Here is a 23,987-nt window from a genome sequence, read left to right as displayed (position 1 = left end):
TATTGCCGAAACCATACAACATTAGATTCATTTCCTTTATAATAAGAGGTGAAACTAAACATTTGTCGAATTCATCTTATGTGAGTATCGCGACTACTGTGTTAATTGTCGACATAAATAAAATTGATTTTGGGGGAATGGGACATGAATAAGATTAAATTAGCCATTGCTGACGATAACAAGGAATTGGTAAGAACTATGACGGCTTACTTCGACAAGAATTCAGAAATAGAAGTGATTTGGACAGCGCATAATGGGGAAGTGTGCTTGTCGAAGCTTAAGGAAGATAGTCCAGATATTTTATTATTGGATATTATCATGCCACATCTTGATGGTATCGCTGTTTTAGAAACGATTGGTAAAACGCCAGAGTATGGAGACTTACATGTAATTATGCTGACGGCATTTGGTCAGGAAGATGTCATGAGCCAAGCTGCAAATTTAGGGGCATCTTATTTTATGTTAAAACCATTTGAATTTGATCGATTGACAAATCAAATCTTCCAAGTTTCTGGAATGCAGAAATCGAGTATGCCATCATCACATGCTCCTGAAGAACAATCGGGCGTAGTTAGTCCGAAAATGCTTGATAAAACAATTACTTCGATTATAAAAGAAATTGGTGTACCAGCACATATTAAAGGGTATGCATTTTTAAGAGAAGCGATTCAGATGGTTTATTCGGATGTAGATTTACTTGGATCAGTGACGAAAATATTGTATCCAGATATTGCTAAAAAATATAATACGACCCCATCACGTGTTGAACGAGCGATTCGACATGCCATTGAAGTCGCTTGGAATAGAGGGAATTATGAAGTCATATCGAAAATGTTTGGGTATACTGTACATCATTTGAAAAGTAAACCAACAAACTCAGAATTTATTGCAATGATTGCAGACAAAATTAGATTAGAACATATGGCTAGCTAATTTGATAGATGATAGCGTTTTCAGTTGGGATATTAGTGAAATGCAAGTAATTGCAAATTACTTTCTGTGTCCGATTATAAAACGTCTTAAAAACACAAAAAAACCTTGAGCAATCAAGGTTTTTTGTGTTTTACAAATCTTTCTTGAACACGGCCTTTTTTTCGATCTCTATGTAATAAAAATCCTGCAAAAAAACCAAGGCCCAATGTAAACATAATTAAACCGACAATAAATTGAATCCAACTTTGTATAAATGGGAAAAATACAATTCCATATAAAGAATCTCTCATAAATTTTATTCCACCAGCTGCCAATAAACCAGGGATGAGAAGTACGATAAAAGCTGCTAGCCTCGCCATTTAAACAACTCCTTTAGCTAAATATCATTCTACCTTCTACAGAAATATTGTCAAGAAGTGGTTTATCATGTATGATGAAGTTGGAATGCAAAAGATTGCATATAAAATAAAGGAGTTTGAACATCCTTGCAAAACGTTCTTATTATTGGTGCAGGAACAGGTGGCTCAATAATACTAGATCTTCTCCAAAACGTAGAATTAATGAATGTTAGTGCAATAATTGACACTGATGAATATGCACCAGGCATTATTCGTGCAAAAGAACTTGGGATTTCATTTGGTAACGATTGGCGAAAGTTTTTACACGATAATGTACACATTATTTTTGATGTTACTGGTGACGAATTGGTGTTCAGTCAACTTTTAGAGGCAAAGCATTCTCAAACTGTGTTAATTCCGGGGTCAGTTGCAAATCTAATTGTTCAATTACTACAAGAAAATCATACATATACAAAACGGATACGTGCAGAAATGCACAAACAACGCCTCATTTTTGATTCAATTGATGAAGGAATGGTAGGAATTAATGCGAATTGTGAAGTTGACTTTTTTAACAAGCGGGCATCAGAAATGGTTGGGATTTCAATTGAAGACGCGATTGGAAAAAAAGTTACCGATGTAATTCCATTGACAAAGCTTAAAGATGTATTTAAATCTGGAAAGTCAGAAGTCAACCAGGAACTTGTCCTTGCAAATGGCCTCGAGATTATGACGTCGAGATTTCCGTTATACGATCAAAAAGGTGAAATCGTTGGGGCATTTGCAGTGTTTAAAGATATGACTGAAGCAATTGCACTAGCAAAGGAAATTACGGACCTTGAAAAGGTTCAAACAATGCTTGAAGCAATTATTTATTCTAGTGATGACGCCATTTCCGTTGTGGATGAAAACGGTTACGGTATTTTAGTAAATCCTGCTTATACACGCATTACAGGTTTAACAAAAGATGAAGTGATTGGAAAACCTGCAACAGCGGATATAAGTGAAGGTGAGAGTATTCATATGAAAGTGTTAGAAACAAAAAAGCCAGTTCGTGGGGTCAATATGCGAATCGGCGAAAATAATAATGAAGTTATCGTAAATGTTGCACCGATACTAATGGATGATGAATTAAAAGGCAGTGTTGGGATCATTCATGATATCACTGAGATGAGAAATTTGATGAATGAGCTTGATCAAGCAAGAGCCATTATTAGAGAATTAGAATCGACAAATACATTTAACGATATACGTGGTGATTCTGCGGAGATAAAAATTGCGATTGAGCAAGCACGCATTGCCACCGATAATGATTTCACTGTATTACTTCGCGGGGAAGTTGGAAGTGGAAAAGCATTATTTGCACAAGCAATTCATAGTGAAGGTACGCGAAAGTTTAATAAGTTTATTCGGGTAAATTGTACAGCCATTCCCCCTGATGTTCTTGAAGCAAAACTTTTTGGGAAGTTTTCAGAAGGTGAAAAAGGAAAGAAAGAAAAAACTGGGTTATTTGAGGAAATAGACAATGGAACATTATTTTTAGATGAAATTGCTGATTTATCGCTTTCTACCCAACGTAAACTGCTTCACTATCTAAAAACGGGAGAGTTTTATGCAGTAGGCAGCGCGCGACCGATTCAGACATCTGTTCATATCATCACAGCAACGTGCCAAAATCTAGAAAAAGCAATTCACGACGGTACATTTTTAGCAGAACTTTATTACTTATTAAATCGTATTGCCATTCAAATTCCGCCACTTCGCAGTCGGAAAGAAGATATCGCACCAATCGTGCAACATTTACTAGTCAAATTAAACAATGAACTCGGCATGAACGTAGAAGTGATATCCTACGAAGCGAAACGATTGCTTGAGCAATACGATTGGCCTGGGAATATTAGGGAACTAGAAAACGTTATAAATCGGGCAATGATTTATATGGAGCAAAGCGAAATGATACTGGAAGCAGCCGATGTGAAAAAATCTCTTTTCTCATCCAATAGGAGTAAAGAGAAATCTAGTTTGCCAGCTAAAAGTACATTGACTTCGATGATGGATGACTATGAACGTTCTATCTTGGAACAAGCGCTGACCGAGAATGAAGGGAATAAATCAGAAACGGCTAATCGGTTAGGGATTTCACTCCGTTCTTTATATTATAAACTCGATAAATATAATCTTGCCTAGTTTGGAGGACAGAACATGGTCAGTCTCAATTCTTTAATCAATAAGGCTTCTTCTTCAAGTGTTAGTCCAACAGTTGCCGTTGCTGCTGCATGTGACAAAGAAGTGCTTAAAGCAGTGCATCTGGCAGTGGAGAAGTCACTTGCATCCTTTATATTATTCGACAATCAAGACGAATTAACACAATTGATGGAATTATATTTTCCGGACTTGCTTGATAACAAGCATGTAAGTATACAACATAGTGCGACAAAAGAAGAGGCTGCTCGAGAAACTGTGAAAGCGGTCGCTAGTGGTGAAGCACATGTTGTTATGAAAGGAAACTTACCAACTTCTGTTATTTTACAAGCTGTTTTACATAAAGAATATGGCTTACGAACGGGAAGGGTTCTTTCTCATGTGGCAGCATTTGAAGTGCCTAACTTTGAACAGTTATTTTTTATTACAGATGCGGCGATGAACATCGAGCCTGATTTAAAAGCAAAGGCAGAAATTATTCAAAATGCAGTCGAAACAGCAAGAGCATGCGGCATTGAACAGCCAATTGTTGCGCCTCTTGCTGCGGTTGAGACGATTAATCCTGCAATGGAACCCACAATTGATGCTGCCGCACTAGTCGCGATGAATAAACGAGGCCAAATAAAGAATTGTATTGTAGATGGACCACTTGCACTAGACAATGCCATTTCAATTGAAGCAGCTGCACAAAAAGGGTTAACTGGAAACACAGCGGGTAAAGCTAATATTCTACTCGTTCCCAATATAGAAGCGGGAAACATTCTTTATAAGTCACTCATTTATTTTGCAAAAGCTAAGGTTGGCGCGATCATCCAAGGAGCAAAAGCACCCATAGTTCTAACTTCAAGGGCGGATCGTGCTGAAAGTAAAGTTTATTCACTGGCACTTGCAATATTAGCTGCACAAAATCAAACAATCCTTAGGAGGAATATATAATGCAAATTTTCAAGTATATGGAAACTTACGATTTTGAACAAGTAGTACTATGTCAGGATAAAAATTCAGGATTGAAAGCAATTATTGCGATTCATGACACGACACTTGGACCAGCACTTGGCGGAGCTCGTATGTGGACTTATGCATCTGAAGATGAAGCAATTGAAGATGCATTGCGTTTAGCGCGAGGGATGACTTATAAAAATGCGGCTGCTGGCCTGAATCTGGGCGGAGGTAAAACAGTGATTATCGGCGACCCGAAAACAGATAAGAACGAAGAGATGTTCCGTGCATTTGGCCGTTATATTGAGAGTTTAAATGGCCGCTATATTACTGCAGAAGATGTGGGAACAACGGAAGCAGATATGGATTTAATTCATTTAGAAACAGACTATGTCACAGGGGTATCTGCCGAATTTGGTTCATCAGGAAACCCATCTCCAGTAACAGCTTATGGCATTTATGTCGGAATGAAAGCAGCGGCAAAAGAAGCGTTCGGATCTGATTCGTTAGAAGGTAAAACAATCGCAGTTCAAGGTGTCGGAAACGTCGCTTATACACTATGTGAGCATTTATACGAAGAAGGCGCCAAATTAGTCGTGACAGATATTAATGAAGAAGCTGTCCAACGTGCTGTTGATGCTTTTGGTGCGACAGCAGTTGGCATTGATGAAATTTATTCTCAAGAAGTAGATATTTTTGCACCATGTGCACTAGGCGCAGTGATCAATGACGATACAATCCCACAGTTGAAATGTAAAGTAATCGCTGGTTCGGCAAATAACCAATTAAAAGAAGACCGCCATGGCGACCAAATTCATGAAATGGGCATTATTTATGCACCAGATTACGTGATTAACTCAGGTGGGGTAATTAATGTTGCCGATGAACTTGTTGGCTATAATCGTGAGCGTGCGCTAAAGCGTGTTGCTGGTATTTACGATACTATTGGTGAGATTTTCAAGATTTCAAAACGCGATAATATCCCAACTTATAAAGCCGCTGATCGTTTAGCTGAAGAACGTATTGAAAGTGTACGAAGATCACGTGGCCAATTTTTAAAACAAGAAAAAAGCATTCTTTCTAAAAAAACAATAGAATAAACAAGTATTGATAATGGAATGAGGAATGACTGTGCAAACAACAAGTTATAAAGTGCTAGTCATCAATCCAGGTTCAACATCTACCAAAATTGGCGTGTTTCAAGGTGCTTCTTTGGTGTTAGAACATACCATTCGTCATGCAACTGAGAGAATCGCACAATTTCCTTCCATTATTGACCAGTATAACTTTCGTAAAGATGCGATTTTGAAAGTGCTTGATGATCATAAAATTGCACTCTCGACATTGGATGCAGTTTGTGGACGCGGTGGCTTACTTCGACCTATTGAGGGTGGTACGTATGAAGTAAATGATAAGATGATTGATGATTTAAAAGCAGGTTATTTTGGACAACATGCTTCAAATTTAGGCGGTATATTGGCTCGTGAAATTACAGCGGACTTAAATATCCCTTCCTTCATTGTAGATCCAGTTGTCGTAGATGAACTTTCACCGATAGCAAGAATTTCGGGTTCGCCTCTAATTCAACGAAAATCAATTTTTCATGCACTTAACCAAAAAGCAGTAGCCAGACGGTACGCAAATGAAGTGAATCAATCGTATGACCAATTACGGCTCATTGTTACACATATGGGCGGAGGAATCACTGTCGGCGCACATATCGGCGGAAAAGTAGTTGACGTGAATAATGGGTTGCACGGAGATGGACCATTTAGCCCTGAACGAGCAGGTAGTGTACCAATCGGGGATTTAGTTGAATTATGCTTTTCAGGAAGGTACTTTAGAAAAGACGTAATGAAATCGCTCGTTGGTGAAGGTGGGCTTGTAGGTTATCTGGGAACAAATGACGCAGTTCAAGTTGAAGAGCGAATTGTATCAGGAGACGAGGATGCAAAGCTCATTTATGATGCTATGGCCTATCAAATTGCTAAAGAAATCGGAAGTGCTGCAACAGTCCTAGAAGGGGATGTGGATGCAATTATTTTAACAGGCGGGTTAGCATACGGAAAAGAATTTATTGAACAACTATCCTCTAAAATTAGTTGGATAGCTGACGTGGCTGTCTATCCTGGGGAAGATGAACTGCAAGCTCTTTCTGAAGGGGCTATACGCGTGCTTGCTGGAGAAGAGTTAGCAAAAATCTACCCAAACGAAACGGTAGCATTTAAAGGAGGCAATTGATGTGGGAAGAGAATATGACATCGTCATTTTAGGCGGCGGAACAGGCGGTTATGTTGCAGCAATCCGTGCAGCACAGCTGGGTTTAAAAACCGCATTAGTAGAAAAGGAAAAGCTAGGCGGTACATGTTTGCATAAAGGATGTATTCCAAGCAAAGCATTGCTGAAAAGCGCAGAAGTTTATAACACTGCCAAGCATCATGCTGCAGATTATGGCGTACATACAGAAAAGGTCACGCTCGATTTCAAGCGTGTACAAGATAGAAAAAACGGCATAATTAAGCAATTACATCAAGGTGTTCAAGGTTTGATGAAAAAAGGAAAAATAGATGTCTTCAATGGATTTGGAAGAATGTTAGGACCATCTATATTCTCCCCAATGCCAGGGACCATTTCAGTCGAGATGTCAAATGGTGAGGAAAATGAAATTTTAATTCTAAAACATTTAATTATCGCGACAGGATCAACGCCAAAATCTCTACCAGGTCTTGAACTAGATGAAAAAACAATTATGTCTTCAGACGGCGCACTTGAAATGGAAGAGCTACCAAAGTCCATAATTATCATTGGCGGTGGAGTTATTGGAATTGAATGGGCTTCTATGCTGAATGACTTCGGTGTTGAGGTAACAGTTCTTGAATACGCGGACGAGATTATTCCGACTGAAGATATCGATATCTCTAAAGAAATGAAGAAGTTATTATCTAAAAAAGGTGTTAAGTTTGTAACAGGTGCAAAGGTACTTTCAGAAACTGTTGAAAAAGAGGAAGGCTCTGTTACAATTTCGGCTAAAGTTGGCGGCAATACTGAGACTTTCACTGCTGAAAAAATGCTGGTTTCTGTCGGTAGACAAGCAAATATTAATGACATAGGCTTAAACAACACAGAAATTGAAGTTGAAAATGGTGTCATTAAAACAAGGCCGACTTACCAAACGAAAGAAAATCATATTTATGCTATTGGTGATGTAATCGGGGGTCTACAACTCGCACATGTTGCCTCGCATGAAGGGATTCAAGCAGTAGAACATATTGCGGGTATCAAACAACAGCCAATAGATTATTCAAAAATTGCACGTTGTATTTATTCTAGTCCTGAAGTTTCAAGTGTTGGGATTACTGAACAACAAGCGAAAGACCAAGGCTATAAAGTGAAAACAGGTAAGTTTCCATTTATGGCTATTGGTAAATCCCTTGTAAACGGAAATTCGGATGGTTTTGTAAAAATCATTGCGGATGAAGAAACAGATGATATTCTAGGTGTGCATATGATTGGCGAGAATGTAACCGAGTTAATTTCTGAAGCAGGGCTCGCAATGGTATTAGATGCTACACCTTGGGAAATTGCTACGACAATTCATCCACATCCTTCTCTTTCAGAAGTGATGGGTGAAGCGGCGCTAGCTGTAGATAAAAAAGCAATTCATATGTAAAAGGGGGACTTTTTAATGGCAAAAAACCGTCATCAGGAACTAGGCTTAACTGACAAAGATGCTTTACAAATATATGAGACAATGGTCCGTGCACGTAGAATTGACGAGCGAATGTGGCTATTAAACCGTGCTGGAAAAATTCCATTCGTTATTTCATGTCAGGGACAAGAAGCGGCACAGGTAGGGGCTGCTTATGCGTTAGATAATCAAAAAGATTGGATTGCACCGTATTACCGTGATCTAGGGGTTGTTCTTCATTTCGGAATGACAACAACAGAATTAATGCTTTCCGCATTCGCAAAAGCGGAGGACCCAAATTCAGGTGGGCGTCAAATGCCTGGCCACTTTGGTCAAAGAAAGAACCGTATTTTAACAGGATCTTCTCCAGTTACTACACAATTACCGCACGCAGTTGGTGTTGCATTAGCAGCGAAGATGAAAAAAGAAGATTTTATTACATTTGTAACTTTAGGTGAAGGGTCATCTAACCAAGGGGATTTCCATGAGGGAATGAACTTTGCAGGTGTTCATAAATTACCTTCAATTATTATGGTTGAAAATAATAAATATGCAATTTCAGTACCGTATGAAAAACAAGTTGCGGCTGAAAATGTTTCTGATCGTGCGATAGGATACGGCATGCCTGGCGTAACAGTTGATGGCACAGATCCTTTAGAAGTTTACAAAGTAGTAAAAGAAGCGGCAGACCGCGCGCGTAACGGGGAAGGTCCAAGCTTAATTGAAACAATTTGTTACCGACTCACTTCACACTCTTCTGATGACGACCAACGTCAATATCGTCCAGCAGAAGAAATTGAGAAAGAGAAATCCAAAGACCCAATCGTTACATTCTCTGCTTATTTAAAAGAAGCAAACGTGCTGACGGATGAATTGGAACAAGAAATTGAAGAACGAATTATGAAAGAAGTAAACGAAGCTACTGACTATGCTGAAAATGCTCCATACGCAGAGCCTGAGTCCGCGCTGCTTCATGTTTATGCTGATGAAGGGGGGAACGAATAATGACGGTTATGTCATTTATCGATGCAATTACACTTGCAATGAAAGAAGAAATGGAAAGAGATGATCGTGTTTTCGTAGTAGGTGAAGACGTTGGATTAAAAGGGGGCGTCTTCAAAGCAACACAAGGCCTCTATGATCAATTCGGTGAAGACCGAGTCATTGACGCGCCACTTGCGGAATCTGCAATTGCGGGAGTTGGAATTGGTGCAGCTATGTATGGCATGCGTCCAATTGCAGAAATGCAATTCGCTGATTTCATTATGCCGGCGGTAAACCAAATTGTATCTGAAGCTGCAAAAATCCGCTACCGTTCAAATAATGACTGGTCTTGTCCGATTGTTGTTCGTGCCCCGTTCGGCGGCGGTGTCCACGGTGCTCTTTATCACTCTCAATCGGTTGAATCGATGTTTGCAAGTACACCAGGGTTGAAAATTGTGATTCCTTCAACACCATACGATGCAAAAGGACTATTAAAAGCAGCGATTCGTGATGAAGATCCTGTACTGTTTTTTGAACATAAACGTGCTTATCGTCTAATTAAAGGTCAAGTGCCTGCTGATGATTATGTTTTACCAATTGGAAAAGCAGATGTGAAGCGAGAAGGCGATGACATTACAATTATTACGTATGGACTTTGCGTTCATTTTGCATTGCAAGCGGCTGAAAGACTTGCGGAAGATGGCATTTCAGCACATATTCTTGACTTACGTACTGTATATCCGCTTGATAAAGAAGCGATTATTGAGGCAGCTTCCAAAACTGGAAAAGTACTTCTCGTAACAGAGGATAATCTAGAAGGAAGCATTATGTCAGAGGTTGCAGCGATTATTTCGGAAAACTGTCTATTTGATCTAGATGCACCGATTAAGCGTCTTGCTGGACCAGATGTACCTGCAATGCCATATGCACCTACAATGGAGCGTTTCTTTATGGTAAACCCTGACAAGGTTGAAAAAGCAGCACGTGATCTTGCAGAATTTTAATCGAGACGGAGGTAAATGTATTGGCTATTGAAAATATAACTATGCCTCAACTTGGGGAAAGTGTAACTGAAGGTACAATTGAAAAATGGTTAGTAAAACCTGGAGATAAGGTTAATAAATACGACCCATTAGCTGAAGTAAACACTGATAAAGTGAATGCAGAAATCCCTTCTTCATTTAGCGGAGTTATCAAAGAGCTTGTTGCTGAAGAAGGTGAAACATTAGAAGTTGGCGCTGTCGTTTGTACGATTGAAACGGAAGGAAGCGGAGAAACTTCTGAGAAACCAGTTGAAGCAGCTCCAGCAAAAGAAGAACCTGCGAATGAAATGCCCGCAGAAGGTTCATTAAAACCGCAATCACCAATTAAGCGCGAAAAAGGCGCAGCGAGCGGACGTTTTTCACCGGCTGTTCTCAGACTTTCACAAGAACATGACATTGATCTGTCACTTGTAGAAGGGACAGGGCGCGGTGGACGTATTACACGTAAAGACTTACAAGCGATTATTGATAGTGGGGAAATCCCTGTAGCAAAACCAGCTCAAGAAGAAGTTGCCGGAGCGAAAGAAGCTGTAAGTACTCCAGCAGCTGAACCAGCAACATCTGCAGTCTCAGCACCGAAAACTGAAATTCCAGTTGCTACAGGAGATATTGAAATACCAGTATCGGGTGTACGCCGTGCGATTGCTAATAACATGTTAAAGTCAAAACATGAAGCTCCTCATGCCTGGATGACGGTAGAAGTAGATGTGACAAATTTAGTAGCTTACCGAAATTCATTGAAAAATGATTTCAAACAAAAAGAAGGTTACAACTTAACTTATTTTGCATTTTTCGTAAAAGCTGTTGCACAAGCTTTAAAAGAGTTCCCGATGATGAATTCTATGTGGGCGGGCGATAAAATCGTTCAAAAGAAAGATATTAACTTATCAATTGCCGTAGCAACAGAGGATTCTTTATTCGTACCGGTCATCAAGCATGCTGATGAGAAAACGATTAAAGGCATTGCTCGAGAAGTGAATGAACTTGCCAGCAAAGTACGTTCAGGCAAACTCGCAGCTGCAGATATGCAAGGTGGTACATTTACAGTGAACAATACCGGTTCATTCGGTTCTGTTCAATCGATGGGTATCATTAATCACCCACAAGCGGCAATTTTACAAGTAGAATCGATTGTTAAGCGACCAGTTATTTTAGACGGCGGCATGATTGCACCACGTGACATGGTAAACTTATGTTTATCGCTTGACCACCGTGTATTAGATGGACTCGTCTGCGGTCGTTTCTTAGCACGTGTGAAAGAAATATTAGAAAATGTATCAGCTGAAAATACGTCTATTTATTAAATAGAACTAAAAGTACAATCATTAAACCTGGAGCCAGTATTGGTTCCAGGTTTTTTCACACTTACAAATTTAGTGAGTTTCATGTAAAATAGAAGTTGAAAGATTTGTAAAAGTTTGTAGGAGGGGGAGCGAGAAGTGCTAATTAACGATATAAAACAAGCAACGTTTGAGAAAAGTACATACGAAGAATGGCAAGATGTTGCCGTAAAATCATTAAAGGGGCTGCCTTTTGAGAAGTTAATTTCCAAAACGGTAGAAGGCATTAATTTATATCCATTGTATACAGAACATTCCTCAAGACTAGAATCGCTTGACCCGATCCGTGATGCGAAACAGAGACCGGGTTGGACAATCGCTCAACAACAATATACTGATGATGCACATTCATTTTTACAAAGTTTAAGAGAGTCAATTGAACGTGGTAACGAATCGATAGTTTATGATGGAAGTAATCCAATTAATTGGCATGATGATGTAATCATCGAACTAGCAAAACTTGCTATTCAATATCCTATTTATTTCTATCGTGTTTCCAAAACTGATGAGATTCTGAATGTATTCAGTCAAATCTCAGGGGAAGACAAAAAGAAAGTTACAGGTGTCGTAGAAACTGAACAGACAAACTTACTTGAAGGATTTGTGAATGTACGAACGGTTGGAGCAGATGTAATTGAAGCACATCATTCAGGGGCTGATGCTGTAACTGAATTAGCACTTGCGCTAGCAAAGGCAGCTCATCATGCAAATGATATAGATAGTTTTAAAACGTTAAATGAACAGTTTTTTGTACGTTTTGCGATTGATACACATTTCTTTATGGAAATTGCAAAACTGCGTGCTTTTAGAGTTTTATGGGAAGCGCTTTCAGTTGCATATAGCAAAGAAGATGTCGAACACATCCCAATTTTATCTGAAACATCAATGCGTTCTTATGCAACACTGGATCCGTACGTTAATTTGCTACGTGCTGGAAATAGTGCCTTTTCAGCAATTCTTGGAGGAACCGATGTTTTAACGGTACATCCGCATGACGTATTAATAAATCCAACTCCAACTTCTATTAGACTTGCTAGAAATGTTCAGCTCGTAATTAAAGCAGAAACACAAGTAACGGAAGTAATCGATCCTTCTAGTGGCTCTTACTTTATTGAATCATTAACGAAAGAATTAGTTGAAAAAGCTTGGCAACTTTTCGTAGAAATTGAAGAGTTAGGCGGATATTCAACTTATATTAACAGTAATGCGTATTCAGAACGACTAGAAAAGCTTTATACGGAGCGCATTGAGTCCATTTCGAAAGGTACTCATTCTCTAGTAGGGACGAATGTGTATGCTGATCTAGGCGCAAGTGATGAAAAAGAAGCGAAATTATCAGTTAGAAATAGACTCGCTGAACCGTTTGAGAAATTTCGAATGCTATTTGAAAAAGATCAGCCTAAAATTGGACTTCTTACATTTGGCGAACTAAAAGATTTTAAACCGAGAGCAGATTTCATTAGTGGATTTTTGGCGACTGGTGGTCTAGAGACAAAGTGGAGTTCTGAACTTTCAACAGTTGATGAAGCGATAGATTGGGTCAATGGAGAACAATTAAATTATATAATTATCTGTGCAACAAATAAAGTGACGCAAGAACTTATGATACCTTTACTTGAAAAATTACCTTGCGAAATTACGACAGACGTGGCTGGGAAATATGACGATGAATTATCAAAACAATGGATAGAAAAAGGCTTGAATGGCTTTGTTTATAAAGGACTGGACAAATTAGAGAAGTTTACTGAAATTTTGAGTCGTTGGAAAGGAGATGCGGACATTGAAAAAACCTAATTTTCGAGATATTAATCCATTAAAAGTGACAAGCCAGGTGAAAGCGACAAGCGCTTTGGATAAGAAAGCATTTCTAACGAACGAAGGCATTCAGCTTCAACCAGTTTATACAAAAAAAGACATTGAGGGTGTCAATCATTTGAATGACTTCCCGGGAATTGCACCTAATACAAGAGGACCTTATCCAACGATGTATGTAACAAGACCTTGGACGGTTCGTCAATATGCTGGTTTTTCAACAGCCGAAGAAAGTAACGCGTTCTATAGACGGAACCTTGCAATGGGGCAAAAGGGGCTATCTGTTGCCTTTGATTTAGCGACCCACCGCGGTTACGATTCAGATCACCCACGTGTTACTGGCGACGTTGGAAAAGCAGGTGTTGCAATTGATTCTGTGGAAGATATGAAAATTTTATTTGATCAAATTCCGTTGGATGAAATGTCGGTTTCGATGACGATGAATGGTGCTGTACTGCCAGTCATGGCATTTTATATTGTGGCAGCAGAAGAGCAAGGTGTTTCCCCAGAAAAATTAGCTGGAACGATTCAAAATGATATTTTAAAAGAATATATGGTACGTAACACATATATTTTCCCACCAGAAATGTCGATGCGTATTATCGCAGATATTTTCGAGTATACGTCACAAAAAATGCCGAAATTTAACTCCATTTCGATTTCGGGTTATCATATGCAAGAAGCAGGAGCGACAGCAGATATTGAACTTGCTTATACGCTTGCGGATGGACTTGAATATGTTCGAACTGGGTTAAAAGCAGGGATTGATATTGATTCATTCGCACCGAGATTATCGTTCTTCTGGGCGATTGGGAAAAATTATTTTATGGAAATCGCTAAAATGCGTGCAGCACGTAAAATGTGGGCACAACTCATGCAGTCATTTGAACCAAAAAATCCAAGGTCATTAGCACTTCGGACGCATTCTCAAACTTCTGGATGGAGTTTGACGGAGCAGGATCCTTTCAATAACGTGACGAGAACGTTAATTGAAGCGAACGCAGCAGCGATGGGGCATACCCAGTCTCTACATACAAATGCTCTCGATGAAGCGATTGCTTTACCGACAGATTTTTCAGCACGGATTGCAAGGAATACACAATTGTTTTTACAGGAAGAAACCTCTATGACGAAGGTGGCTGATCCGTGGGGCGGTTCATACTATGTTGAAAAGTTAACGGATGAGTTGATGGAAAAAGCATGGGCATTAATTGAGGAAATTGAAGAACTTGGCGGTATGGCAAAAGCGATTGAGACTGGATTGCCAAAGATGAAAATCGAAGAAGCAGCGGCAAAGCGTCAAGCGCAAATTGATTCGAAAGCTGAAATTATTATTGGTGTAAATAAATATCAATTAGATCAGGAAGAACCAATCGATATTTTAGATATTGATAATACAGTTGTTAGGCAGAAACAAATCGACCGTATTCAGCAAATGAAACAGTCGAGAGATGAAGAGAAGGTTCAAGAAATGTTAGTAGCTTTAACAGAAGTGGCACGCTCTGGACAAGGAAACTTGTTAGAAAAGGCTGTGGATGCAGCTCGAGTTAGAGCTACGATTGGGGAAATTTCAGATGCGATTGAATCAGTTTCCGGTCGACATAAGGCGGTGATTCGATCTGTGAGTGGTGTATATAGTTCTAACTTCTCGAATGAGGAAGAAATCGTGGAAGTGAAAGCAATGGCTGATGAGTTTTTAGAAAATGAAGGAAGGCGTCCTAGAATTCTGATTGCCAAAATGGGACAAGATGGTCATGACCGTGGTGCGAAAGTAATCGCAACTTCGTTTGCAGACCTTGGTTTTGATGTAGATATTGGCCCTTTATTCCAAACTCCTGAAGAAACTGCGATGCAAGCAGCAGAAAACGATGTTCATGTAATTGGTGTTAGTTCACTTGCTGCTGGACATAAAACGCTTGTTCCAGAACTTCGAAAAGCTTTAGAGAAAATTGGACGCGAGGATATATTAATCGTCGTTGGTGGTGTTATTCCGGCGCAAGATTATGAGTTCTTGAGAGAAAACGGCGCTGCTGCAATCTTTGGACCAGGAACGGTCATTCCTGTTTCTGCACAAAAAGTCATTGAGAAAATTTATGTACAACTTGGATACGAAGAAGTGACGGAAGTATGAGTCACAAAGGTGATTCAAAAGTAGATAGTGCAATGAATATTATGGATGGGATTGACTCCCAACATGATGGAATGATTGGAACGCCGAGAAAACGATTTGTTAAAAAGGATAAAAATTTATCCATTCCGAATTTAGCAGAAAAAATTTCTAGCGGGTCACGACTACATCTTGCTAAAGGCATTACACTTTTGGAAAGCATAAAATCGGAAGATCAAAAAGCAGGTCAGGAATTATTATTAAGCTTGCTCCCAAAGACAGCAAACAGCATTCGCCTCGGAATTACAGGTGTGCCTGGAGCTGGAAAAAGTACGTTTATTGAACAATTTGGCCTTAAACTTGCTGAAGCTGGGCATAAGGTTGCCGTACTGGCGATAGACCCGAGTTCAACAGTAACAGGCGGTAGCATTTTAGGTGATAAAACGCGTATGGAATCATTAGCGAAACATCCAAATGCTTTTATTCGTCCCTCGCCATCAGCGGGAACATTAGGCGGCGTGCATAAAAAATCTCGTGAAACGATGCTTTTATGTGAAGCAGCCGGTTATGATATTATTTTGATTGAAACAGTAGGTGTTGGACAAAGTGAAACAATCGTTCGCGGCATGGTTGATATGTTTATTTTGCTTGCCCTTACTGGAGCCGGTGATGAACTTCAAGGAATGAAAAAAGGCATCATGGAATTAGCCGATATGATTATCGTTCATAAAGCAGACGGAGATAATATCCCGCTAGCCAAAAAGACGGTACGTGAATATAAACAAATTTTACATTTACTACAGCCTGCTTCTCCTGGTTGGACAGGGAAAGCATTACCTGTATCCTCATATGACCGAACAGGATTCGATCAAGTGTGGGAGCATGTTTTAGCATTCAAAGAAAAGATGAAAGAAACACATTTTTGGGACACTAGACGTAGTCATCAAACGAAAGACTGGTTTCATGCGATGATCACGGATCGTCTTATCGATTCCTTTTTCTCTAAAGAAGGAAAGCAAGAAGAAGTACGAAAACTTGAACAAGCATTATTAAATGGAGAGTTAACGGTAAGTAACGCAGTGGAACAATTGTTTTAGATAAAGGGATATAGACTTCTTAGGGTGACAGGTAGCCAAACATGAATGTTTGGGGACTTGTCACCCTTGTTGATTGTTTTACATATTGTAAATGAGTCGACTTTTAAGGAGAGAGAACCTATGAATTTTCAGTCTTTTAGTGGCGTTGTTACCAACATACAAAACTTTGGTGCAAGCGCGCATGGCGAAGATTTAGGATGCACGATGTTATTTTCGGTTAGAGGTAACAGTGGAGAAACCGTCAATTTTGTCGTGACACCGCATACTTACTTTGTAGAACACGAGACGGTCAAAAGGGGAGATAGGATAACTGGATTTTACGATGCGGACGCGCCAGTACCGTTCATTTATCCGCCCCAGTACGAAGCTTGGGTCATCGCAAAATCATCGACCGATTATTTTGTGAAAGTAGATTATTTTAACGATGAATTATTGAGTCAAGATGGCAACTTACAATTGAATATTGTTCCCAAAACAGAAATTTTATTAGAAAATGCTCAACAATTCCGTGGACGCATTGCGAATCGATATTTGGTTGTTTTATACGGTCCTACTACTAGAAGCATTCCAGCTCAAACAACACCTTATAAAATAATTGTCCTTTGTATATAGAAGTAAAATGAAGATGATGAGGTTTACTTAAGGTAGGCCTCTTTTTTAATTGAGTAATGAATTCAACATATCGCTTTTAATAAAGGCATTGATTATGCACATACCATAATAATATTATGTTCGGGGCGCTGCACTTAATAGAGAATTACAAAATAAACTTTTCTCCAATTTTTACAAACAAAAATGATATCTATTCAACAGCTAAAAATATATAATAGTAGTCAAGGAAAGAGAAAATAATCATTAGTCAAAGGGGAAGCGCATATGTCTCAAACATTCACAATCTCAAATCGAAACATTGCTAGTCAATTTACGATGCATCAAGCTAAAGTTGAACATACATCAGACATTCTTGCTTTATTAGTTGAAAGTGCAAAGTGGTTACAGAGTAAAGGTTCTACACAGTGGAATGCATTGCTTGATGGCGTAGATTCACATAATACGGAAGTGGCTATTCAGCGCGGCGATGTCTTTATTTGTAAAGATGGCGAAGAAATTGCGGGTATGGTTATGCTGCTCACACAACCGAGTGAGTGGGATCGTCAACTGTGGGGGCCAAAAGCAAATCGCAACGATGGAGCTATCTATTTACATCGTTTAGCGATTCGAAGAAAGTACGCGAATTGTAAGTTAGGTGAATCAATCTTAAACTGGTGTTATGATTCGATTTCATTTGAAGGGAAAGAAATGATTCGGCTTGATTGTGTTGCGAATAATGAACATTTAAATCAGTTTTATCGTCGAAATGGTTATACATATTTGGGTGAGAAAAATGGTTATAGTTTATACGAAAAGTGAAACAATCCATGTTCAAACGCACTAGAAATGTAGTATAAAAAATACAAAGCTCTCTACTTCATTAGAAGAGATAGAGAGCTTTAAGTTTTTTACATTAATTTTGAAATAAACATAGTAGCAATTCCAAAGTATATTAATAATGATAAAATATCATTAATCGTTGTAATAAGCGGACCTGAAGCAATGGCTGGATCTGCTTTAAATTTATATAAAAGTAGGGGAATAATGGTGCCCGCCAATGTTCCAATAATTAGCGTTGCTAAAAGGGAAGAGCCAACGACAAGTCCTAAAACCAGGCTACCGCGCCAAATGAAAGCGATAATCGATATTACAATCGCACAAGTGATTCCGATAATAATACCTACAATAAATTCTCGAAATAGAAGTCTGAAGGCACTTTTCATCGTTAAATTTTCTGACACAAGCCCACGAACAACAACCGCGAGTGATTGTGTTCCCGTATTTCCTGTCATTCCTGCAATCATTGGCATGAAAAAGGCAAGCGCTACAACAGCTTCTAGCGTTTCCTCAAAACGTTCTATTATTCCGCCTGATATTAGTCCAATGAACAACAATAAAACAAGCCAAGGCAGTCTTCTCCACGCAGCAACAACAGGATTTGTGTGAAAATCAATTTCTTTACCAGATGCCAATAATTTTTCAATATCTTCATCAGCTTCTTGCCAAACAACGTCTAATATATCTTCGACGTGAATGATTCCTATTAACTGTTTGGACTTATTGACAACTGGTATAGAAACCAGATCTTCATCCCTGAATATTTGTGCAGCTTCTTCCTGATCTAAGTCTGTTGGAAAAGAGACGATATCTTTGATCATTATATCTGATACACATTTTTGCCCATCTGCTCCGAGCAGTTCACGTATCGATAATACGCCTGTTAAATGATTTGTCGGGCTGACAATATAAAGATAGTGAATATTTGTTTTACCTTGAACATTTCCGCGCAAGTGACTAACTGCTTCCTCAACCGTATATGTTTCTTGCAAAGCAATATAGCCTTTTTTCATCAAAGTCCCAGTCGTTTCCATTTTGAAAACACCGTTTTGCATAGCCGTCATGAAAATGACCTCCTTAAAGCATCCGCTCCTTCATGACAAATGGGGGAGCAGAATGAATGTAAAGTTTTTGAGAAGTAGCTGTTAAAATATCCCTACTGGGGGGCTCTGATTGACTTGTTCGACTCATTCCCATCACTTCTTTCTATAAAAATAATTAAAGAAAAGTAAAAAACACCTCTCTACGAAAGAAAGGTGTTCAACAATTAATAAATAAACAGTGAATAAACCTCCTTCGTAGAGCTTTAGCACTGCATGGCATAGGCAATAGTTTCCAGCTACATTAAAAACCACCTTAAGTCGATGGTTTCTGTTGACCCATTGGAGTCTTTCGACATTTCTGGGCAGCAGCGTATCTCCATGCAGGAGCCTCACCTAACGAGGGTGTACATTTAGTTTATGCTTCTATCTATTACCATACGTGATTGATTAATAGCTGTCAAATGAGTATAGGTAATGAGTTTAATACTGTAGGGAAACGCTCGTTCAAATTTTAAAAATTAATCTAACTGCAAGTCTTTTGCATGTCAACACGGCTCCTGTTATGATTACAATGAAAGAATGAAAGGAGCTTGGTTAATATGGGTATGGATTTTAATCTATTAATGACTGAAACTGTAAATCGAGCACGTTCTGAAATGGACGCGATTGGATATGAACAATTAACAACAGCAGAACAGGTTGAAGAGGCTGTAAAACGTTCTGGTACTATGCTCGTTATGATTAACTCAGTTTGTGGTTGCGCGGGTGGTATCGCTCGTCCTGCAGCACAGCATGCGGTTCATTATGATAAACGACCGGATCACCTCGTGACAGTATTTGCTGGGCAAGATAAAGAAGCAACAGCACAAATGCGTATGCATTTCGGTGATGATCATCTACCTTCTTCACCATCGTTTGCACTTTTGAAAGACGGAAAATTAGTTGCAGAAGTTGGTCGTTATGAAATAGAGGGGCATGACCCGATGTCAGTTGTAAATAACTTACAAAGCCACTTCGAGGAACACTGCGAAATAGTCTAAAATAAACCGATTAAATAGGTAAGTGTTATTTCTTATGTGGTCATGAGATATTACATATTACAACAAAAAAACTGTTCGTGCTCTTGCTACCAAAAATAGCAAGATCGGACAGTTTTTTATTTATGCCTATACCTACTAAAAAATTGCTCAATCAGATTGTGATATCATTTTCTTAGCGTTACATCATGCTTAGTCCCATACCGAGACCAGATAGCAACATTAAGCCAATCATAATGTATACGATCCACTTTTGAATGTTTTTATTACTCATTGTTCATACCCCTTACGCTCGTTATTTACTCTCATTTTAACAGAAAACACAAATTTCACAACTGCTAGCAGTTTTACCAATTAAAATGTACAATAAGGATAGGGGGGGGATTAGAGTGAAGAATGTTGACCATATTGGCATAGCCGTACATAGTATCGAGAAAGCGTTACCTTATTATATAGAAACGCTCGGTTTAAAGCTGCTAGCGATAGAAGAAGTAGCTTCTCAAAAAGTACGCGTTGCATTTATTGACGCGGGAAATGTTAAATTAGAGTTACTTGAAGCAACCGCAGAAGATGGACCTGTAGCGAAGTTTATTGAAAAGCGCGGAGAAGGCGTCCATCATATTGCATTTGGGGTTGAAAATATTCGAATGCGTATGCAAGAGTTAAAAGAACATGGTGTTCGTTTATTACAAGATGAACCAAAGAGGGGTGCAGGCGGTGCTGAGGTTGCATTTTTGCATCCAAAATCATCGTACGGGGTACTTTATGAACTTTGTGAAAAGACAACAATGGGGGAATGAGAAATGGATATTTATGATAAAATAAATGAACTATATGACAAAAGAAGGCAAATCGAGCTGGGGGGCGGAGACGAGCGCATAGAGAAACAACATGAAAAAGGTAAACTAACCGCTCGTGAACGTATCGAACTTTTGCTTGATAAAGGTACATTTGTTGAATTAAATCCATTTGTGACACATCGAACGCGTGATTTCGGCATGGACTCACAAGTTGGTCCGGGTGATGGTGTGGTCACCGGGTATGGGAAAATAAACGGGAAGCCGATTTATTTATTCTCACAAGATTTCACTGTTTTTGGCGGGGCACTTGGAGAAATGCATGCGATGAAAATTGCGAATGTGATGGATTTAGCCGCGAAAAATGGTGCTCCTTTTATCGGTTTGAATGATTCTGGAGGTGCACGAATCCAAGAACGCGTTGTGTCATTGGATGGATATGGCGAAATTTTTTACCGCAATGCCATTTACTCTGGTGTCATTCCACAAATTTCAGTGATTTTAGGCCCATGCGCTGGTGGGGCTGTTTATTCACCTGCCATTACAGACTTTGTCTTTATGACGGATAAGACGAGCCAAATGTTTATTACAGGACCAAAAGTGATTGAGACAGTTACTGGTGAGAAAATATCATCTGAAGCGCTAGGCGGTTCGAAAGTACATAATGGGATTAGTGGAAATGCTCACTTTAGAGGAGAGGATGAGAAAACGGTCTTACAAAGCGTACGACAATTATTATCTTACTTACCTCAAAATAATGAAGAAAAACCGCCAAGAATCCCATACGATGAAACAGATGATTATCGTCCAGATTTAGCAGATGTTGTCCCATATGAAGGCATTCGTCCTTATGATATCCGAAGAGTAGTCGAGCAAGTAGTCGATGAAGATTCTTTTATGGAAGTGCAACCTGAATTTGCGAAAAATATCGTCATTGGACTGGCACGTATAAAAGGGGAGACTGTCGGTCTTGTATGTAACCAGCCGCGCGTCATGGCGGGTGGACTTGATATTGATTCGTCAGATAAAGGGGCACGTTTCATTCGCTTTTGTGATGCATTCAACATTCCAATTATTACATTTGAAGATGTGAGTGGTTTTTTCCCGGGTGTTAAACAAGAGCACGGCGGTATCATTCGTCACGGTGCGAAAATTTTATATGCTTACTCAGAAGCTACGGTTCCAAAAATGACCGTCATTTTACGAAAAGCATTTGGCGGTGCTTATGTGGCTCTAAATTCAAAATCAATTGGTGCGGATGTTGTGTTCGCTTGGCCAAATGCAGAAATTGCGGTAATGGGACCTGAAGGAGCGGCAAATATTATTTTCGCAAGAGATATTGCGAACTCGGATGACCCAGAAGCAACACGAGCTGAAAAAATTGAAGAATATCGCGAGAAATTTGCAAATCCATATGTGGCTGCTTCTCATGGTATGGTTGATGATGTGATTGACCCACGCGAAACACGTGTGAAGTTAATTCAAGCGCTAGATATGATGCGGAATAAAAAAGAAACAAGACCTAAGAAAAAGCACGGGAATATTCCGTTATAAGGAGTTTTAAAGATGAATAAAGATAGACTAATAAACGAGTTTTTTGAACTCGTTCAAATTGATTCAGAAACGAAACATGAACGAAAAATAGCCGATATTTTAAAGGGAAAAATGACAGCACTCGGTTTTGATGTTGTAGAAGATGATTCTGCTGAGCGTAGTGGGCACGGTGCAGGTAATTTAATCGCGTCCATGAAAGGAACCGTAGCCGGTGCAGATCCGATTTATTTTACCTGTCATATGGATACAGTTGTTCCTGGGCTAGGCATTAAACCAGAACTACGTGAAGATGGTTACATCTATTCAGATGGGACGACAATTCTTGGCGCGGATGATAAAGCGGGGATTGCAGCACTATTTGAAATGATGCGTGTCGTTAAAGAGAAAAACATAGCGCATGGAGATATTCAGTTCATCATTACCGCAGGAGAAGAAAGTGGACTTGTCGGTGCAAAAGAGATGGATCCTAAGCTGATTACGTCGAAATATGGTTATGCTGTAGATAGTGACGGTAAAGTTGGCGGAATTGTCACAGCTGCACCATTTCAAGCGAAAATTTGGGCGACGATTCATGGGAAGACTGCACATGCAGGCGTTGCGCCGGAAAAGGGCGTTTCTGCGATTAACATTGCAGCAAAATCGATTGCTGCGATGAGGTTAGGTCGTATTGATGAAGAAACAACCGCGAATATTGGTAGCTTCCATGGCGGCAAAGCGACAAATATTGTGTGTGACGAAGTAACGATTGTTGCAGAAGCACGCTCCATACAGAAAGAAAAGTTAGATCAACAACTTGAACATATGGAAACAACATTTTCACGGATAGCCGAGGAAATGGGTGGTGGCGTGAATCTTGAAATCCAACATATGTATCCAGGTTTTAGTTTTACGGAAGATGAACCAGTTGTTCAAACAGCAATGCGCGCAATAAAAAATATTGGGAGAACACCTGAGTTACTTACGAGCGGTGGCGGAAGTGATGGTAATGTGTTCAACGGAGCCGGAATCCCAACTGTAACGTTGTCTGTCGGTTATGAAGAAATTCATACAACGAACGAACGTATGCCAGTTGAAGAGTTAGAGAAACTTACCGAATTATTAATTGAAATTGTTCAAGTAACCGCAAATACGCCAAAGGAGGCGTAAACAATGGATGAACTTAAAGCGGTCATCGTCCAATGTGGCAATGAAGAGTATGCCATTCCTGTCGATTCGATCGTTTCAATTGAACGGTTAGAGCAGGTCAATCCAATTCCGCATTTGCCAGACTTTGTACTTGGATTAATGAACATTCGCGGTGAACTGGTGCCGATTTTCGATTTTGAGAAAATCTTATATGATCGAAGTGCCAAAATTCAAGATGAAACACGCGTTGTTGTCGTTCAGACGGGTGTATTAACAATTGGTTTATTGGTCCTTGATGCAAAAGAAATTATAGATATTCCGAACAACTCATTAACGGATTCGGCATTAAAAGTTTATTCCAAAACGCCTTATTTTACAGCAGTGGCAAATTTAAAAGCACGTATGATTACAGTAGTAGACCCTAATGTGTTGGCACAAACACTTTCAGGGATGAATGAAATTGGCGCTTATGTTGAAGCGAAAATTTCAGAAGCAAAATAAAGTTATGGCCGAGCAGAGC

22 protein-coding genes and 1 riboswitch are annotated in these 23,987 nt (G+C 39.4%); of the genes, 19 read left to right on the top strand and 3 right to left on the bottom strand.

Annotation, left to right across the window (positions count from 1 at the left end):
• Nucleotides 1-144 precede the first annotated feature (144 nt).
• Nucleotides 145-933: a sporulation transcription factor Spo0A gene (gene spo0A / locus AB1H92_RS07165; protein WP_115361098.1), complete on the top strand. Its 789-nt coding sequence runs from the start codon at nt 145-147 to the stop codon at nt 931-933.
• Between the two features lie 113 nt (nt 934-1,046).
• Here spo0A and AB1H92_RS07160 read toward each other — a convergent pair whose 3' ends face one another.
• Nucleotides 1,047-1,292, bottom strand: a complete 246-nt coding sequence (locus AB1H92_RS07160) for a DUF2627 domain-containing protein (RefSeq protein WP_115361100.1) — start codon at nt 1,290-1,292, stop codon at nt 1,047-1,049.
• 126 nt (nt 1,293-1,418) lie between these two features.
• Between AB1H92_RS07160 and AB1H92_RS07155 the strand changes: the two genes are divergently transcribed.
• The 13 genes from AB1H92_RS07155 to AB1H92_RS07095 all read left to right on the top strand — a co-directional run bounded on the left by AB1H92_RS07155 (nt 1,419) and on the right by AB1H92_RS07095 (nt 17,893).
• Nucleotides 1,419-3,458 (top strand): sigma-54-dependent Fis family transcriptional regulator, encoded by a 2,040-nt coding sequence (locus AB1H92_RS07155; protein WP_115361102.1) that lies wholly within the window; start codon nt 1,419-1,421, stop codon nt 3,456-3,458.
• 15 nt (nt 3,459-3,473) lie between these two features.
• Nucleotides 3,474-4,409 (top strand): phosphate butyryltransferase, encoded by a 936-nt coding sequence (gene yqiS / locus AB1H92_RS07150; RefSeq protein ID WP_115361104.1) that lies wholly within the window; start codon nt 3,474-3,476, stop codon nt 4,407-4,409.
• Nucleotides 4,409-5,512, top strand: a complete 1,104-nt coding sequence (locus AB1H92_RS07145; RefSeq protein WP_115361106.1) for a Glu/Leu/Phe/Val dehydrogenase — start codon at nt 4,409-4,411, stop codon at nt 5,510-5,512. The genes yqiS and AB1H92_RS07145 overlap by 1 nt, the downstream gene beginning before the upstream one ends.
• Before the next feature lie 25 nt (nt 5,513-5,537).
• Nucleotides 5,538-6,653, top strand: coding sequence for a butyrate kinase (gene buk, locus AB1H92_RS07140; protein WP_370475514.1), 1,116 nt, complete (start codon nt 5,538-5,540; stop codon nt 6,651-6,653).
• 1 nt (nt 6,654) lies between these two features.
• Nucleotides 6,655-8,082 (top strand): dihydrolipoyl dehydrogenase, encoded by a 1,428-nt coding sequence (lpdA, locus tag AB1H92_RS07135; RefSeq protein ID WP_115361110.1) that lies wholly within the window; start codon nt 6,655-6,657, stop codon nt 8,080-8,082.
• Nucleotides 8,083-8,097: 15 nt separating this feature from the next.
• On the top strand, nt 8,098-9,105 hold the full coding sequence (locus tag AB1H92_RS07130) for a thiamine pyrophosphate-dependent dehydrogenase E1 component subunit alpha (RefSeq protein WP_115361112.1): 1,008 nt from the start codon (nt 8,098-8,100) through the stop codon (nt 9,103-9,105).
• Nucleotides 9,105-10,088 (top strand): alpha-ketoacid dehydrogenase subunit beta, encoded by a 984-nt coding sequence (locus tag AB1H92_RS07125; protein ID WP_115361114.1) that lies wholly within the window; start codon nt 9,105-9,107, stop codon nt 10,086-10,088. The genes AB1H92_RS07130 and AB1H92_RS07125 overlap by 1 nt, the downstream gene beginning before the upstream one ends.
• A 20-nt stretch (nt 10,089-10,108) precedes the next feature.
• Entirely contained in the window at nt 10,109-11,431 is a 1,323-nt protein-coding gene (locus AB1H92_RS07120; protein ID WP_115361116.1) for a dihydrolipoamide acetyltransferase family protein, read from the top strand.
• Between the two features lie 135 nt (nt 11,432-11,566).
• Nucleotides 11,567-13,261, top strand: a complete 1,695-nt coding sequence (locus AB1H92_RS07115) for a methylmalonyl-CoA mutase family protein (protein WP_115361118.1) — start codon at nt 11,567-11,569, stop codon at nt 13,259-13,261.
• Nucleotides 13,248-15,410, top strand: coding sequence for a methylmalonyl-CoA mutase (gene scpA, locus AB1H92_RS07110; RefSeq protein WP_370475512.1), 2,163 nt, complete (start codon nt 13,248-13,250; stop codon nt 15,408-15,410). Before AB1H92_RS07115 ends, scpA begins: the two co-directional genes overlap by 14 nt.
• A complete protein-coding gene (gene meaB, locus AB1H92_RS07105) occupies nt 15,407-16,483 on the top strand; it encodes a methylmalonyl Co-A mutase-associated GTPase MeaB (protein ID WP_243835745.1) in 1,077 nt (358 codons plus the stop codon). The genes scpA and meaB overlap by 4 nt, the downstream gene beginning before the upstream one ends.
• Nucleotides 16,484-16,603: 120 nt before the next feature.
• Nucleotides 16,604-17,095 carry a hypothetical protein gene (locus AB1H92_RS07100; RefSeq protein WP_115361122.1) on the top strand — a complete coding sequence of 164 codons (492 nt, stop codon included), beginning with the start codon at nt 16,604-16,606 and terminating at the stop codon, nt 17,093-17,095.
• A gap of 264 nt (nt 17,096-17,359) precedes the next feature.
• Nucleotides 17,360-17,893, top strand: a complete 534-nt coding sequence (locus AB1H92_RS07095) for an N-acetyltransferase (protein WP_115361124.1) — start codon at nt 17,360-17,362, stop codon at nt 17,891-17,893.
• Nucleotides 17,894-17,982: 89 nt separating this feature from the next.
• Here AB1H92_RS07095 and mgtE read toward each other — a convergent pair whose 3' ends face one another.
• Nucleotides 17,983-18,975, bottom strand: coding sequence for a magnesium transporter (gene mgtE, locus AB1H92_RS07090; protein WP_115361126.1), 993 nt, complete (start codon nt 18,973-18,975; stop codon nt 17,983-17,985).
• A gap of 220 nt (nt 18,976-19,195) precedes the next feature.
• Nucleotides 19,196-19,362: riboswitch (M-box (ykoK) riboswitch) on the bottom strand.
• A 191-nt stretch (nt 19,363-19,553) separates the two neighbouring features.
• On the opposite strand from mgtE, the gene AB1H92_RS07085 reads away from it, so the two are divergent.
• Nucleotides 19,554-19,994 carry a BrxA/BrxB family bacilliredoxin gene (locus AB1H92_RS07085; RefSeq protein ID WP_115361128.1) on the top strand — a complete coding sequence of 147 codons (441 nt, stop codon included), beginning with the start codon at nt 19,554-19,556 and terminating at the stop codon, nt 19,992-19,994.
• Between the two features lie 178 nt (nt 19,995-20,172).
• Here the strand turns inward: AB1H92_RS07085 and prli42 are convergent, their stop codons facing one another.
• Nucleotides 20,173-20,265: a stressosome-associated protein Prli42 gene (gene prli42 / locus AB1H92_RS07080; RefSeq protein WP_155767510.1), complete on the bottom strand. Its 93-nt coding sequence runs from the start codon at nt 20,263-20,265 to the stop codon at nt 20,173-20,175.
• 109 nt (nt 20,266-20,374) lie between these two features.
• On the opposite strand from prli42, the gene mce reads away from it, so the two are divergent.
• Genes mce through AB1H92_RS07060 form a run of 4 tightly spaced genes read left to right on the top strand, consistent with a single transcriptional unit; the run spans nt 20,375 to nt 23,968 of the window.
• Complete coding sequence (gene mce / locus AB1H92_RS07075) at nt 20,375-20,791, top strand: methylmalonyl-CoA epimerase (protein ID WP_172481073.1); 417 nt, start codon at nt 20,375-20,377, stop codon at nt 20,789-20,791.
• A gap of 3 nt (nt 20,792-20,794) precedes the next feature.
• Nucleotides 20,795-22,342, top strand: coding sequence for an acyl-CoA carboxylase subunit beta (locus tag AB1H92_RS07070; RefSeq protein WP_115361132.1), 1,548 nt, complete (start codon nt 20,795-20,797; stop codon nt 22,340-22,342).
• Between the two features lie 12 nt (nt 22,343-22,354).
• Nucleotides 22,355-23,488 (top strand): M20/M25/M40 family metallo-hydrolase, encoded by a 1,134-nt coding sequence (locus tag AB1H92_RS07065; RefSeq protein ID WP_115361134.1) that lies wholly within the window; start codon nt 22,355-22,357, stop codon nt 23,486-23,488.
• A gap of 3 nt (nt 23,489-23,491) precedes the next feature.
• The gene (locus tag AB1H92_RS07060; RefSeq protein WP_115361136.1) at nt 23,492-23,968 is read left to right on the top strand and encodes a chemotaxis protein CheW; all 477 of its coding nucleotides are present in this window, start codon (nt 23,492-23,494) and stop codon (nt 23,966-23,968) included.
• The last annotated feature ends 19 nt before the right edge of the window (nt 23,969-23,987 follow it).

The sequence above is a fragment of the Sporosarcina pasteurii genome (assembly GCF_041295575.1).
GTDB classification, from domain to species: domain Bacteria; phylum Bacillota; class Bacilli; order Bacillales_A; family Planococcaceae; genus Sporosarcina; species Sporosarcina pasteurii.
The sequence above is the reverse complement of the archived record's forward strand: the minus strand, read 5'-3'. Positions and strand labels throughout refer to the sequence as shown.